The 13,730-nt window shown below is 63.5% G+C and carries 13 protein-coding genes; 1 reads left to right on the forward strand and 12 read right to left on the reverse strand.

Annotated elements, in window-relative coordinates; all coding sequences use genetic code 11:
* Window positions 1-378: 378 nt before the first annotated feature.
* From HMPREF3056_RS01505 to paaZ, 3 genes are read right to left on the reverse strand one after another with little or no spacing between them, the layout of a single operon-like run.
* On the reverse strand, window positions 379-1,662 hold the full coding sequence (locus tag HMPREF3056_RS01505) for a hypothetical protein (RefSeq protein ID WP_070517321.1): 1,284 nt from the start codon (window positions 1,660-1,662) through the stop codon (window positions 379-381).
* A 27-nt stretch (window positions 1,663-1,689) separates the two neighbouring features.
* Window positions 1,690-3,390, reverse strand: coding sequence for an FAD-binding dehydrogenase (locus HMPREF3056_RS01510; RefSeq protein ID WP_070753982.1), 1,701 nt, complete (start codon window positions 3,388-3,390; stop codon window positions 1,690-1,692).
* 60 nt (window positions 3,391-3,450) lie between these two features.
* Window positions 3,451-5,529: a phenylacetic acid degradation bifunctional protein PaaZ gene (gene paaZ, locus HMPREF3056_RS01515; protein ID WP_070681753.1), complete on the reverse strand. Its 2,079-nt coding sequence runs from the start codon at window positions 5,527-5,529 to the stop codon at window positions 3,451-3,453.
* Window positions 5,530-5,631: 102 nt separating this feature from the next.
* On the opposite strand from paaZ, the gene HMPREF3056_RS01520 reads away from it, so the two are divergent.
* A complete protein-coding gene (locus tag HMPREF3056_RS01520) occupies window positions 5,632-6,039 on the forward strand; it encodes a PaaI family thioesterase (RefSeq protein WP_083312739.1) in 408 nt (135 codons plus the stop codon).
* Between the two features lie 33 nt (window positions 6,040-6,072).
* Here HMPREF3056_RS01520 and HMPREF3056_RS01525 read toward each other — a convergent pair whose 3' ends face one another.
* The 9 genes from HMPREF3056_RS01525 to paaA all read right to left on the reverse strand — a co-directional run bounded on the left by HMPREF3056_RS01525 (window position 6,073) and on the right by paaA (window position 13,661).
* Window positions 6,073-6,924: a 3-hydroxyacyl-CoA dehydrogenase family protein gene (locus HMPREF3056_RS01525; RefSeq protein WP_070547058.1), complete on the reverse strand. Its 852-nt coding sequence runs from the start codon at window positions 6,922-6,924 to the stop codon at window positions 6,073-6,075.
* 28 nt (window positions 6,925-6,952) lie between these two features.
* Entirely contained in the window at window positions 6,953-7,720 is a 768-nt protein-coding gene (locus tag HMPREF3056_RS01530) for an enoyl-CoA hydratase/isomerase family protein (RefSeq protein WP_070547055.1), read from the reverse strand.
* Window positions 7,721-8,917: a thiolase family protein gene (locus tag HMPREF3056_RS01535; protein ID WP_070681759.1), complete on the reverse strand. Its 1,197-nt coding sequence runs from the start codon at window positions 8,915-8,917 to the stop codon at window positions 7,721-7,723.
* 73 nt (window positions 8,918-8,990) lie between these two features.
* On the reverse strand, window positions 8,991-9,767 hold the full coding sequence (locus HMPREF3056_RS01540; protein ID WP_070753983.1) for an enoyl-CoA hydratase/isomerase family protein: 777 nt from the start codon (window positions 9,765-9,767) through the stop codon (window positions 8,991-8,993).
* 11 nt (window positions 9,768-9,778) lie between these two features.
* Window positions 9,779-10,939: a 1,2-phenylacetyl-CoA epoxidase subunit PaaE gene (paaE, locus tag HMPREF3056_RS01545; RefSeq protein ID WP_070681764.1), complete on the reverse strand. Its 1,161-nt coding sequence runs from the start codon at window positions 10,937-10,939 to the stop codon at window positions 9,779-9,781.
* Window positions 10,939-11,478 (reverse strand): 1,2-phenylacetyl-CoA epoxidase subunit PaaD, encoded by a 540-nt coding sequence (gene paaD / locus HMPREF3056_RS01550; RefSeq protein ID WP_070510120.1) that lies wholly within the window; start codon window positions 11,476-11,478, stop codon window positions 10,939-10,941. The genes paaE and paaD overlap by 1 nt, the downstream gene beginning before the upstream one ends.
* 27 nt (window positions 11,479-11,505) lie before the next feature.
* Window positions 11,506-12,342, reverse strand: coding sequence for a 1,2-phenylacetyl-CoA epoxidase subunit PaaC (gene paaC / locus HMPREF3056_RS01555; RefSeq protein WP_070517300.1), 837 nt, complete (start codon window positions 12,340-12,342; stop codon window positions 11,506-11,508).
* Window positions 12,339-12,626, reverse strand: coding sequence for a 1,2-phenylacetyl-CoA epoxidase subunit PaaB (gene paaB / locus HMPREF3056_RS01560; RefSeq protein ID WP_046648767.1), 288 nt, complete (start codon window positions 12,624-12,626; stop codon window positions 12,339-12,341). Before paaB ends, paaC begins: the two co-directional genes overlap by 4 nt.
* A 48-nt stretch (window positions 12,627-12,674) precedes the next feature.
* On the reverse strand, window positions 12,675-13,661 hold the full coding sequence (paaA, locus tag HMPREF3056_RS01565; RefSeq protein WP_070510126.1) for a 1,2-phenylacetyl-CoA epoxidase subunit PaaA: 987 nt from the start codon (window positions 13,659-13,661) through the stop codon (window positions 12,675-12,677).
* Window positions 13,662-13,730 lie beyond the last annotated feature (69 nt).

The raw sequence follows: 13,730 nt of genomic DNA on the forward strand, positions 1-13,730 counted from the left end.
GGCGGCCGCAACTGCCCTAGTTGACGAAACCAGCGCCCTTCCAGCGAATGATCGTGGGGAAAATCGTCAGTTAGGGCAGTTTTGCGCCTAGGCGTGTACCTTCGTCACTCCCCTCGCAGCGCGCAACGTCTGCGTGACTCCATCGACATGCGGGAGGTAACTGACAAAGGGCGTCTGACAAAAGGCATCTGTCATAAGGCGTTTTCGCGGCCAAAAACGCCATTTACTCAGTGCAGATGGCGTTTTTAGACCCAAAGATGCCTTTTGCAGGACGCCTTCCTGTCCTAGGCGGATTTAGCGTGGAACAACCCCACCCCACCGCCGAACAATACTAGGTAGCAGTGTCATTAGTGGCGTCTACAAGGTCGCGACTTGGAACTAGTCCAGCTCTTGGTTCAGCTCCTTGCGCACCTTGGTGATGATTTCGCCGAGGAAGCCTTGGCACCCATCGGTGATGTCAGGGAACGTGGAGTCATCCTCGAGAATGCCCAGCGTGAACAGCAGGTCGCGGGTGATGGCGTGCGTGTAGTCGTATTCCGGATTGAACTCCCACTCACCGCGCAATAGGTGGACTAGTTCGAAGGAGAGCTGAGGAATGCCCTCCGGTTCGGCGTAGGCATAAGGGATGTTGTTCATGATGACCTGCGTTGCCCAGAGCGGATCGCTCATGGCCTTGCGGCCATATTTGGTGAGCTTGATCTGCGTCGTTGTGGTCTTGAGCCAATCCAAGTCCGTGAGGAATCCGCGCAGGTTCAACAGCGGCTGGTGGTAGTCCTCGCGCTTGACGTCATCAAAATCATTGGGGCTATTCAGCCCTTCCTTGAGGCGCGCGACAGCCGCCTGCTTGAGGTAGCCGGCCCCGGTCAGGCGTGGATATTCCTCGATGACCTCGAGGTATTCGCGTATACGCTGGCCTACGTGGTGAGCGGTGGCGTCGTCAAGCGCCGGCAGCTCATAGTCGGGGCGCAGCTCCGGGTAGGCCTCGTGGATTTCCGCGCGCCATTCCTCCAGCATCTCCGAGGAGGGCACCGGGATGTCCTCGAAGGGTGTGGAGCGGAAAGGATCCAGGGGGAGATCCCCAGGCAGTGCGGGCTTGGTGCCGCCCTCCAGGTTGGCGGCCTCCGTGCCCATGGTGGCGAGGCGCTGCGCCACTGCCGGCGGGAAGAAGGTGGTGAGGCGCTGGTGGATTTGGTCCAGTGTGTAGTTGGGGAAGAGCGCGAAGATGCGCTCCATGCTCTCGGTAGGAACAGCCATGTAGGCCATAGTCGCCTGGACATCGAGGACCACCTTGAACATCGCCTCGGCACTGCCCAGCTCACTCATCAGATCGGGGCCCTCACCGGCGATGAGGGCTGGCAGCCCCATGACGACGCGCGAGGTGTCCGCCACGCTGATGCTGATATTCCATGCGCCGTCCGAGGGGTGGTAGTGCGCTACTTCCCGGAAGGTCTCGAAAAAGTCCTGGTCAATGATGGTGAGGACGTCGATCGGCGTGCCTTCCTCGCCCACGAGGATTCCCGGATGAGAGGGCTCAAGGCCGAGCGCGGCGTGGACAATGATCATCATCTCGCCCACGGTGAGTTCCGCGGGGGCGGCGACGAAGCGGGAGGTGGTGAAGAAGGGATTCTCCACGTCGATGCGGACGTTCCTAGCGAGGTTCATAGTGCCCGACAGTATTAGAAAACAGTGCTAGCCGCGCGCCAACGCTTCGCCCACGCGCTTGCCCGAGTGGATGCACCCGCCCAGGAAGGTGCCTTCCAGCGCATTTTTGCCGTGCATGCCGCCACCGCCGAAACCGGAGGCCTCGCCGCAGGCATAGAGGCCAGGCAGAACCGTACCGTCGGCGTTGAGGCACTGGCCGTCCAGGTTGGTCTCCAGGCCGCCGAGCGTCTTGCGGGTCAGGAACTTCAGGCGCACGGCGATGAGAGGGCCCTTGGAGTTATCGAGGATGCGGTGTGGGGGAGCAACGCGGATGAGCTTGTCGCCTAAGAAGCCGCGGGCCACGCGGAGATAGTTGACTTGGGCGTCCTTGCTGAAGGGATTATCCAGCTGGGAATCGCGATCTTCCAGAACTTTCCTAAGTTGGGTTACATCAATGGTGGGGGAGCCCTCCGGAGAGATTTCGTTCATTCCGGCGACAAGATCCTCCAGGTTGTCTTCCACGACCCAGTCGATTCCGTTCTCCATGAAAGCTTTGACTGCCACGTGTGTGCCGGGGCCCAGCTTGCCGGCGAGCTTCTTGAATTCCTTATCCGTTAGATCCGGGTTTTGCTCAGAGCCGGAGAAGATGAACTCCTTGTCCACGATGGCCTTGTTGAGCACGAACCAGGAGTAACCGTGCTCGGTCTGGCCAATGTGGGCCAAGGCCGCCAGGTTATCGGTGCCGGGGAAGAGGTTGGTGGGCAGGCGGTTGCCTTCGGCGTCGAGCCACAGCGCTGACGGGCCCGGGATGATGCGGATGCCGTGGCCGGGCCAGATGGAATTCCAGTTGGTCATGCCCTCGGTGTAGGCCCACATGCGGTCCGTGTTGACTACGGAGGCGCCGGCTTGCTGGGCGATGTCGATGCCGCGGCCGTCGACATGCGCGGGAACGCCCGTGACCAGTTCCTCCGGGCACTCGCCCCAGCGCTCAGTGGGCCACATCTTGCGAACCTTCTCCAGGTTGCCGCCGATGCCACCGGTGGCGATGACCACGGCGGAGCCGTGAAGCTCAAAGTGCTTGACCACGTCCCTCGAGCTCGCCTCACCGCGTGGCTGGCTGGTGGGGGAGAGGACGCTGCCGCGCACGCCGACGACGCGCGGGCTGCCAGCGTCGTCGTTTTCGACGACGAGCTCGTCCACGCGGTGGCGGAAATGGAATTCGACCTGGCCTTGTTCTTCTGCTTTAAGGAGCGGCTCGCGGAAGACGCGCACGACCTCCGGGCCCGTGCCCCAGGTGAGGTGGAAACGCGGGACGGAGTTGCCGTGGCCGGAGGCATCGCCCGAACCGCGCTCGGCCCAGCCGATGGTGGGTAGGACGTTGAGGCCTAGGCCTTTGAGGTACGTGCGTTTCTCATTAGCGGCAAAGCGTACGTATTCGCGGCCCCATTTCGCGCCCCAAAAATCGTGCCGGTCTTCCTCGGTCACTGGGTCATAGTCGGCGGAGTTGGCCCAGTCGCGCCAGGCCAATTCTTCGGAATCCTTGACCCGCATCATCTTCTGCTCGGGGGAGTCGACATAAAACAGACCGCCGAGGGACCAGAAGGCCTGGCCGCCGAGGTTGTTGCGGTTCTCCTGTTCCAGGAAGATGACGTGCTTGCCGCCCTTGAGGGCCTCGTAGCCGGCGACCATGCCAGCGAGGCCGCTGCCGACGATGATGATGGAGCCAGTGACTGAGTTAGTTTCTTTCATGACAGTAATGATAAAAGAAACCAACCTTCGATGTGTGACTTGGCTCGCACAACGTCATCTTTATGCCGAGACTGTGCCCTCGGCATAGGTGGTGTTCACCTTCTCCACGAGGGTGAGGACGTCGTAGGTCGCTACGATCTCATCCTCCTGGTTGTAGAGCACGGCGTCCCAGCACACCTCACCGTAGTCATCGGTGACGCGCGGGGTGATGCGCTTAGCGGTCAGCTCCACGCGGATGGAATCGTCGTAGGTCACCGGCGTGATGAAGCGCAGGTTCTCCAGGCCGTAGTTAGCCAGGACCGGGCCCGGTGCCGGCTCCACGAAGAGTCCCGCTGCCCAGGAAACCAGCAGGTAACCGTGGGCCACGCGGCGTGGGAAGAAGGGGTTAGCTGTGGCGGCTTCCTCGTCGGTGTGGGCGTAGAAGGTATCGCCGGTTTTCTCTGCGAACTCGAGGATCTCTTCAAGGGAAACGTGGCGTAGGTCGGAGGCGAACTGGTCGCCGATCTGCAGCGTGGCCAGGTCCTTGCGGAAGGGGTGGGTGCCCTGGCCGCTGTCGACGTCCGTCCGGGTCACGCGCTGGACAGTCGCGCCGCGGTGCCACTGGCCGGTAATGGCGGTGAGGTGGTCCGGGGTTCCCTGAACGGCGGTGCGCTGCATGTAGTGCAGGATGCCGCGCACACCACCCAGTTCTTCGCCGCCGCCGGCGCGGCCCGGGCCACCGTGGACGAGGTGCGGGAGGGGAGAGCCGTGGCCGGTAGACGTCTTCGCATCATCGCGGTCGAGGAAGTGCAGGCGGCCGTGATGGGCGGCGATGCCGAGGGCATACTCGCGTGCCAGCTGCGGGTCATGCGTAATAACGGAGGCAACCAGCGAGCCAGAGCCCAAGGCGGCGAGCTCGATGGCCTCGGCGGGGGAGTCGTAACCCAGGAAGGAGACGACGGGGCCGAAGGCCTCGGTGTCGTGGACCGCTGGGGCGCGGTTATCGGCAAAGCGCAGGATGGTGGGGTTGAAGAACGCGCCCTCGGCCTCCTCGCCGCCGTAGACAATCTCGCCGCCGCCGGCCTTGAGCTTTTCGACGGCTTCTGCGACGTCAGCTTTCTGATCCGCAGAGACCAGTGGGCCCATGGTGGCGGAAGCATCGCGCGGATCGCCCACGACCACCTTGTCGCTAAGGCGTGTGCTGAGGGCGTCAATGGTGGCGTCGACAAGCGCGTGCGGGACGATGGCGCGGCGGATGGCGGTACACTTCTGACCCGCCTTCGAGGTCATCTCGCCGAAGACTGCCTTGACGAAGGCGTCGAACTCCGGGGAATCCGCGGTGACATCGGTGCCCAGAATGGCAGCGTTGAGGGAGTCCGCCTCCGCGCTGAACTGGATGCCGCCCTCGATGACGTTGCGGTGTGCGCGCAGGGTATTCGCAGTATCAGCAGAGCCAGTAAAGGCCACGTGATCGCGATAGTCCAGGTGATCCAACAGGTCGCGGGCGGAGCCGGAGATGAGCTGCAAGCTGCCCTCCGGCAGGATTCCGGAATCAATCATGAGGCGAACACACGCCGCGGTGATGTAGCCGGTCGGTGTCGCTGGCTTAACAATGGAGGGCACGCCCGCGATGAAGGCCGGGGCGAACTTCTCCAGCATGCCCCAGACGGGGAAGTTGAAGGCGTTGATCTGCACCGCAACGCCAGGGATCGAGGTGTAAATGTGGCGGCCAATGAAGGAGCCGTCCTTGGAGAAGACCTCCGCCTCACCATCCGGCATGACGGTGGAATTAGGCATCTCGCGGCGGCCCTTCGAGGAGAAGGTGAACATGGTGGAAATACCGCCGTCGATATCGACGAAGTTATCGCGCTTGTTGGCGCCGGCCTTGTTGGCCAGTTCGTAGAGCTCTTCGCGGTGATCCTGGAGGTAAATCGCCAGCTCCTTGAGCTTGAGGGCGCGCTCGTGGAAGGTGAGCTTCTGGAGTCCCTCGCGCCCGGTGCCGCGTGCGTAGTCGATGGCGTCAGCGATGTCGAGGCCTTCGGCGCTAACCCTGGCGACGACGTCACCGGTGGAGGCATCGTGCACGTCAGCAACGCGCGAGGGATTGTCCGGGGTGAGCCACTGGCCGGAAAGATAGCTGGGGACGAGGGCTGCAGTCATAGCGAAAAGATTGGCCTTTCCATTAGTTTCCGAACGGTTGGTCAGTAAATACAGGCTAGTATAGTCTGCGTCACATTTCTAGGAGCAAGTAAGGAGAACGGCATGGCCGCAGAGGTATGGAAGATTCAGTTGGGTGAGCTGGACAAGAAGATGGGTGTCGAAATCCTCGAAGAGTCGGCCGAGAGGGTGGTTGCCACCATGCCGGTCGAGGGCAATACCCAATCCTTCGGTCTGCTCCACGGCGGTGCCATGGCCTGTATTGCCGAGGCCGTTGGCAGCTGGGCTGCGGTAATTCACGCCTCGACGCTGGGCAAGGTCGCCGTGGGCGTGGACATCAATGCGACACACCACGCCTCCGGGCGCACCGGCCTGGTTACGGCGACGGCCACCGCCATCAAGCTGGGCAAGACGCTGTGCTCCCACGAGATCATCATTACAGATGACGAGGGGAGGAGGCTGTGTACGGCGCGCATCACTAACGCGCTCGTGGCGTCGAAGGACAAGAAGTAGGAGCGCTAGGAAATAGTGGAGGGGGAGTGCGGCTTATTCGGAGTAGTCGTAGAAGCCCTTGCCGGACTTGCGGCCCAGCTCCCCGCGGGCGACCATGTCGCGCATGAGCTGCGGCGGGCTAAAGCGCTCACCCAGCTGGGATTCAAGGTATTCGGCGATGCCGAGGCGCACGTCCAGACCCACGATATCGGTCAGTTCCAGCGGGCCAATGGGGAACTTGTAGCCCAACACCATGGCGTTGTCGATATCGCGCGGGGAGGCCACGCCTTCCTCCACCATGCGGATGGCCTCAAGCGCGATGGCCACGCCGAGGCGGGAGGACGCGAAGCCGGGGGCATCCTTGACCACCACCGCGGTCTTACCCAGGCCCTCGACCCAGCCCTTGGCGGTGTCCACGAGTGCATCAGGGGTGGACTCGGCGACGACCACCTCCACCAGCTTGGAGGCCGGGACCGGATTGAAGAAGTGCAGGCCGATGACGTCGTTGGGGATGCTCTCTGCCAACTGGGATACCGACAGTGAGGAGGTATTGGTGGCGACGACGGCTTGCGGGGCGGCTTCGGCGATATCCTTAAAGGCGGCCACCTTGAGATCCATCGACTCCGGAACTGCCTCAACCACGAGGTCAAAGCCGGCAAAGGCGGAGGCGGCGGTGGAAAAGCTGAGACGCTCATCCCAGGATTCGAAGGTGCCTTCCGCCCCGCGGTCGAGGGAGCCGCGGATGGCCTTGTGCACGCGCTCGCGGGCGGCGGCCACGGCGTCATCGTTGATATCCACCACGGTCACGGACGCGCCGGCGGCCAGGAAGGCGTGAGCAATGCCGGCGCCCATGCGGCCGCCGCCGAGCACACCAACCTTGGCAGGAACCTGCAGTACTGGGGACATGAGTTGACTCTCCTTGTGGGTGGAAGGTTTATTTCTTGCGGTCCAGGAAGGCCTGCATCCGCTCAAACTTGGCGGGGGACTCAAAGAGCACGGCCTGGGCGATGTTGTCCACCGCCGGGTGCGCCGCATCAGGCATAGAGATGAGCTGCTTGGTCAAACGCACGGCCAGCGGGTCTTGTTTGGCAATGCGCCCGGCTAGTGCCAGGGCACCGTCGACCAGCGCATCCGGCTCGTGCAACTCGCTGACCAGGTGATTGACCAGCGCCTCCTCGCCGTTGAGGATGCGCCCGGCCAGCAGGATTTCTTTCGCCAGGGGCGTGCCGACGCACTCCTTGAGGCGCCACGTGGCACCCGCGGCGGCAGCGATACCCAGGCCGGCTTCGGGCTGCCCAAACTTGGCAAAAGGAGTGGACACGCGGAAGTCCGCGGCTAAGGCCAGCTCCAGACCGCCGCCGAGGGCGTAGCCATCCACCGCCGCGATGACGGGGGCGGGCAGCGAGGCGATGCGGTGGAAGATGCCGGAGTTGATGCCGCGGAGGGCATCCTCGCGGCGGCGCTCACGAAGCTGTGCGATGTCCGCCCCGGAGGCGAAGATGCCGCGCGGGCCCTTCGGGGTATCCACCGTGCAGCCGGTGATGATGAGGATGCGGGGCTCGGACTCGAGCTGCGCGCAGAGTGCGTGGAACTCCGTCACCATCTGCTCATCGATGGCGTTGCGCACCTCGGGGCGGTTGAGCTTGGCGACGACTATCTCGTCCTTCTCACCGCGCGTTGAAATCTCAATGGCAGTAGTCATTTACACCCTCTCAATCGCAATCGCGGTGCCCTGGCCCACGCCCACGCACATGGTGGCGATGCCGCGGCGCAGCCCGTCCGTTTCCAGGCGGTTGAGCAGGGTCAACGTGATGCGGGAACCGGAGGAACCCAACGGGTGGCCCAGCGCGATGGCGCCGCCCCAGGCGTTGACCTTGTCCTCATCCAAGCCCAGTTCGCGGATGCAGGCGATGGACTGTGATGCGAAAGCTTCGTTGAGCTCGACGGCATCCACGCTGTCCAGCTCCCAGCCGGCGCGCTCGAGCACGTCGCGGGTTGCCGGGATGGGGCCCGTGCCCATGATTTCCGGGCGCACACCGCGCGCGGAGTTGGCCACCACGCGGGCGCGGGCGGTCAGGTTGTGCTTCTTGAGCGCCTCGTCGGAGGCGACAATGACGCAGGAGGCGCCGTCGTTCAGCGAGGAGGCGTTGCCCGCCGTGGTGACGTCACCCAGGGAGGTCACCGGGCGCAGCTTGGCCAAGACCTCCATCGTGGTGCCCGGGCGGGGGCCTTCGTCGGTATCGACGACGGTGACGTTGCCCTTGCGGTCGGTGACCTCGATGGGCACGATCTCCCTGGCGAACTTGCCGGCCTCAATCGCGGCGAGCGCGCGCTCCTGGGAACGCACAGCGAAGGCGTCCGCATCCTCGCGGCTAATACCAAAGACGTTGGCCACCTCCTCGGCGGTCTCCGGCATGGAGTAGGTCATCTTCTCCTGCTCCGCGAACTTTGGGTTGGCAAAACGCCAGCCAATGGAGGTATCAAAAACCTGGCCTGGCTTGGCAAAAGGCTTGCTTGGCTTCTCCATGACCCAGGGCGCGCGGGACATGGATTCGACGCCACCGGCGATGACAATATCCGCCTGGCCGGATTCCACGAGGGCGGTGGCCAGGGCAATCGAGGACATGCCCGAAGCACACAGACGGTTGACCGTCATCCCGGGAACGGTGTCCGGGAACCCGGCGAGCAGCCAGGACATGCGGGCGACGTTGCGGTTCTCCTCGCCGGCGCCGTTGGCGTTGCCGATGATGACTTCATCCACCGCGGAGGGATCGAGTCCGGCCTCCTCCACCGTCTTCTTGATGGCGGTGGCCATGAGGTCATCTGGGCGAACCGAGGACAGTGCGCCGCCGTAGCGGCCCACGGGGGTGCGGAATCCGGAAACGAGGTAAGCGGTCATGTTTTTCCTTAACTATCTGTGTGTATTGCGCTGTGTGAACTGCGCGGTATGCGTTCTAGAAGGTCTGGAGGTTTTAGCGTCCGTGGAAGACCGGCGGGCGTTTCTCATTGAAAGCTGCAAAGCCCTCGTAATAATCCTCGGTATCGCAGAGTTTGCCTTGGGCGGAGTTCTCGGCATCGACGCTGGCCCACAGCCCAGTGCCGTTATCGCGGATGTCCTGGACCAGGGTGCGGCTGGTGAGGAAAGCCTGGGTCGCGCCGTGGGCTGCGCGCTTGGCGACGCCCCGGGTAAACTCCAGCAGCTCCTCTGCTGATAGCGCGCGGGAGAAGAGGCCAGCGCGCACCGCTTCCGCACCGGAGATGAGTTCGCCGGTGATGATGAGGTCCATCGCGCGGTGTGTGCCGAGGCGTTCGACGAAGAGGGAGTGCCCGCCCGAATCCAGGGTGGCGCCTAGGTTGGCGAATGGGGAACCGAACTTGGCATCTTCGGCGACGTAGACGACGTCACAGGCCAAAGCGAGACCGAGGCCGACACCCAGGCAGGGGCCGTGCACGGCGGCGAAGGTGGGGGCGGGGAAGTTATCGATCTTTGTGAGCACGGGGGTGACAACGTCCGCGAGGTAGGCAGTGGCGTCGTCTTCGCGCGGGTTGAGCCCCTTGATGTTGCGGCCTGCGCAAAAGCCCTTGCCCTCGCCGCGCAGGATGAGCGAGCGGGGTTTGAGCGCCGCGGCCTCATCGAGGGTGCGGGAGAGTTCGGCGAGGTCTTCCTCCGCGAGGGAGTTGAGGGCCTTCGGGTTGTTGAGTACGAGCTCGATAACCCCGGCTTCGGCGTCGTGGTGCAGGTCGATCATGGATGTTTCTCCTAGGCGTCGAAGTCGAGAACGATGGTGGGCGTGGTTGGGCGCGACTGGCAGGTGAGGATGTAGCCGGCCTTGACCTCATCGGCCTCGAGGGCGTAGTTCTCCGCCATGTCGACCTCGCCCTCGACCAGCTTGGCGCGGCAGGTGCCGCACACGCCGCCGGCGCAGGCGAAGGGGACGTCGGAGCGCACGCGCAGGGCGGCATTGAGCAGAGACTCGTTGGCAGAGACCGGGGACTCAACAGAACCGGAGAGGCCATCGAGCTGGAAGTTGATGGTGACGTTATCGCCTTCCGGATCCACCTCGACGTGGCGTCCAGATTGGTTCTGATCCCCAGAGGGCTTGCCGGTGGTAAACAGCTCGTAGCGCACGTCCTTCTCACCCACATCGCGGCCAGCCAGCTCATCGCGCACCAACTGCACTAGCTCGAAGGGGCCGCAAAGGAACCATTCGTCGACAGTGTCCGTGCGCACGACGTTATCCAGCAGGGTCTGGAGTTTTTCGGCATCGATGCGCCCGGAGAACAGCGGGTTAACGCGCTGCTCGCGGGACAGGACGTGGTGCACGGCAAAGCGCGTAGGGAACTTGTCCTTGAGGTCACCAATCTCCTCGGCGAACATGACGTCGCCGCCGCCCTTGTTGGCAAAGATGAGCTCGAAGGTGGTGTCGGGGGAGGTGTGGAGCACGGTCTGGGCGATGGCCATGATTGGCGTGATGCCGGAGCCCGCTGCAATGGCCACGAGGTGTGGGTTCTCCAGCTTCTCCAGTTCTTCGCGCACGGCCTCGGGGTTGTTAAGGCCGGTCAGGTGAGTCTTTGAGGTGAACGCGCCCTGCGGGTTCATCACGTCCATGGTGTCGCCGGGCTGCAGGGTGTCATTGGCCCACGTGGAGAAGACGCCACCGCGGTCGCGCTTGATGGCGACGCGCAGCACGCCGTCGCGAGGCACATCGCAGATGGAATAGGAGCGGCGGACTTCCTGGCCGTCGATGGTTGCCCGCAGTGCAACGTACTGGCCGGGGATGTAGTCATAGTCGTCCTGGAGCTCCGGAGGGATAGCGAAGGAAACCTCCACGGAGTCTGAAGTCAGGGCGCGCACCTCGGACACGGTCAGGGTGTTGAACGTGGCCTTCTTCTTTGCGGGGGCAGACGGGGTCGTGGTCATTAGTGCACCTTGAAGTAGTCGAAGGGCTCCAAGCAATCCTGGCAGTTGTAGAGAGCTTTGCAGGAGGTGGAACCGAATTGGGCAAGCTTACGTGTGCGGCGGGAGCCACAGTGGGGGCATTCGATGGCCGGCGGCGGTTCGAGTGTGAGCGGGATAGGACCTTCCGGCGTGGCCCGGGTTTTTCCGCTGGGCGGGGCAATGCCGTAGTCCTTGAGGTTTTGCCGGCCGGTCTCCGTCATCCAGTCGGTGGTCCACGCCGGGTGGAGAACGAGGTCGACGCGCACCTTCGCGTAACCGGCATCGGTCAGCGCTGTGGTGATGTCCGCCGTGATGTGTTCCATGGCGGGGCAGCCGGAGTAGGTGGGGGTAATCGTGGCCACCGCGGTATCGCCATCCAGGCGAGCGTCCCGAAGAATTCCAAGGTCGGCGATGGAAATCACGGGGATCTCCGGATCGGGCACCTCGGCGGCGACGTCCCACACGTGGGCGTCGTCAGGCTGCGTGGGGCGCAGCGGGTGGGATTTATCTGTGATGGACACGATGAAACCTTGGTCCTTTCCTTGTCTTTACCAGGTCGCGCCGGGGTGTTGGCGCGCCAAGGACTGCATCTCCGCGAGGATGAAACCGCGGTGCTCGGAGAAACGCCCGGTGCGCTGCCCGGAGCGGGCTTGCTTGACGTCCGGGATGGCCAGACCTGCCTTGTCTAGGACGTAGGCGATGCGCTCATCGAACTGCGCGCGCAGGCTCGAGGGCAGAACTGCGATGCCTTCTGCCGCCAGCTTCTCGTGAAGCGGGAGATCCTCGAAGAGCTCGTCAAGGTAGGGCCACATGTACATCAGGCCCTCCGTGATTCGGCGGTGGGACTCCTCGGTGCCTTGGCCCAGACGAAGAATCCACTGGTTGGCGTGGTCGACGTGGTACTCGACTTCCTTGATGGCCTTCGCCGCGATCGCCGCAATGGTTTCATCCTGCGACTCCAGCAAGGCCGTGTAGAGCCCGTACTGGTAGTAGGAGAAGAGCAGCTGGCGGGCGATGGTGTAGCCGAAGTCGCCGTTCTCCTGCTCGACCAAGCGCGCGGAGCGGAACTCCTCCTCGTTACGGAAGTAAGCCAAGTCATCCTCGGTCTTGCCCCATGCGGTACCGGCGTAGGTCAGTAGGAAGCGGGCGTGCCCGATGAGATCGAGGGCGATGTTGCCCAGTGCGATGTCCTCTTCCATCTCCGGCGCGCGGGAAATCCACCAGCCCAGGCGCTGGGCCAGGATGAGGGCGTCATCGCCCAGCATGAGCGCATAGCGAGCCGTGTCCTCGGGGGCCACTGCGCCGGAGGCGGCGATGTCTTCTGCGGTGATGCCGTTGCCCTGCGATTGCTTGGTCGCAGAATCGGCGGCTGCAAATCCGGTCACAGGTGCGGCACTCCTTCCGACTTGTCGTAGTACGTGGCGTGGCGGTAGCTCTTGCCCTGGGGGGATTCGAAGAATCCGCCCTTGGAGTCCGGGTCGGAGGAGGCAATGGCCTCGCTGGGCACGACCCAGACGGAGGTTCCCTCGTTGCGGCGGGTGTAGAGATCGCGGGCATTGCGCAGGGCCATGGTGGCATCCGGTGCATGGAGCGAGCCGGCGTGAACGTGGGAAAGGCCGCGGGAGGAGCGTACGAAGACCTCCCACATGGGCCAGGTGGAGCTAGACATGGAATCTTCCTTAAAGTCTCGAAGCTGGTTGAGCAGTGTGCTTAGGGGTTAAGCGATGAGCGAGGTATCAGCCGAGTGGTGCTTCTCGGCGTAGGCTGCGGCAGCCTCACGGACCCACGCGCCGTCGGCATGCGCTTGGCGACGTCGCTGCATCCTCTGCACGTTGCAGGGGCCTTCGCCCTTGATGACGGCCTTGAACTCGGACCAGTCGAGCTCGCCGAAGTCGTAGTGGCCGCGCTCTTCGTTCCATTTCAGGTCCGGGTCCTCGAAGTGCAGGCCAAGGGCTTCGGCCTGCGGGACAATCATGTCCACGAAGCGCTGGCGCAGTTCGTCGTTGGAGAAGCGCTTGATGTTCCACGCCATGGACTGCTTGGAGTTGGGGGAGTCATCATCCGGCGGGCCGAACATCTGGAGTGCGGGTCCGTAGAAACGGTTGATGGCTTCCTGCGCCATCTGCTTCTGCTCGGGCGTTCCGTGGGACAGCTCGTAGAGGATCTCCCAACCTTGGCGCTGGTGGAAGGACTCTTCCTTACAGATGCGCACCATGGCGCGGCCATAGGGTGCGTAGGAAGCACGGCAGAGCGGGACCTGGTTGCAGATGGCGGCGCCATCCACCAACCAGCCGATGGCTCCGATGTCGGCCCACGTGCGCGCCGGGTAGTTGAAGATGGAGGAGTATTTGGCGGTGCCGTCGAGAAGCTGATGCACCAGTTCGTCGCGCGAGGTGCCCAAGGTCTCCGCAGCGGAGTAGAGGTAGAGGCCGTGGCCGGCCTCATCCTGCACCTTGGCCATGAGGATGGCCTTGCGCTTGAGCGAAGGCGCGCGGCTGATCCAGTTGGCCTCCGGCTGCATGCCGATGATTTCGGAGTGCGCGTGCTGGGAAATCTGACGCGTCAAGGTCTTGCGGTAGGCAGCCGGCATCCAGTCGGTGGGCTCGATGCGGGAGTCTTCGGCGATGAGCTCGTCGAAGCGCTGCTGTGCTTGTGCTTCATCCGCGGCCGGGACGGCGGCGAGTGTTTTCTCTGATGGGGTCATGGGAGGAATCGTTCCCTCTCTGCTCAGTGTCGGCTCGGTGATACTTACTGACTGGTTGGTCAGTATATG

The sequence above is a fragment of the Corynebacterium sp. HMSC056F09 genome (genome assembly GCF_001815785.1).
Taxonomy (GTDB): domain Bacteria; phylum Actinomycetota; class Actinomycetes; order Mycobacteriales; family Mycobacteriaceae; genus Corynebacterium; species Corynebacterium hiratae.

Bases quoted from the DNA above. Each gene is read 5' to 3' on its own strand.
- HMPREF3056_RS01540 (WP_070753983.1), bottom strand. From the start codon at position 9,767: ATGATCGACCTGCACCACGACGCCGAAGCCGGGGTTATCGAGCTCGTA.
- paaB (WP_046648767.1), bottom strand. From the start codon at position 12,626: ATGTCTAGCTCCACCTGGCCCATGTGGGAGGTCTTCGTACGCTCCTCC.
- paaA (WP_070510126.1), bottom strand. From the start codon at position 13,661: ATGACCCCATCAGAGAAAACACTCGCCGCCGTCCCGGCCGCGGATGAA.
- HMPREF3056_RS01530 (WP_070547055.1), bottom strand. From the start codon at position 7,720: ATGACTACTGCCATTGAGATTTCAACGCGCGGTGAGAAGGACGAGATA.
- paaE (WP_070681764.1), bottom strand. From the start codon at position 10,939: ATGACCACGACCCCGTCTGCCCCCGCAAAGAAGAAGGCCACGTTCAAC.
- HMPREF3056_RS01520 (WP_083312739.1), top strand. From the start codon at position 5,632: ATGGCCGCAGAGGTATGGAAGATTCAGTTGGGTGAGCTGGACAAGAAG.
- paaZ (WP_070681753.1), bottom strand. From the start codon at position 5,529: ATGACTGCAGCCCTCGTCCCCAGCTATCTTTCCGGCCAGTGGCTCACC.
- HMPREF3056_RS01505 (WP_070517321.1), bottom strand. From the start codon at position 1,662: ATGAACCTCGCTAGGAACGTCCGCATCGACGTGGAGAATCCCTTCTTC.
- HMPREF3056_RS01510 (WP_070753982.1), bottom strand. From the start codon at position 3,390: ATGAAAGAAACTAACTCAGTCACTGGCTCCATCATCATCGTCGGCAGC.
- HMPREF3056_RS01525 (WP_070547058.1), bottom strand. From the start codon at position 6,924: ATGTCCCCAGTACTGCAGGTTCCTGCCAAGGTTGGTGTGCTCGGCGGC.
- HMPREF3056_RS01535 (WP_070681759.1), bottom strand. From the start codon at position 8,917: ATGACCGCTTACCTCGTTTCCGGATTCCGCACCCCCGTGGGCCGCTAC.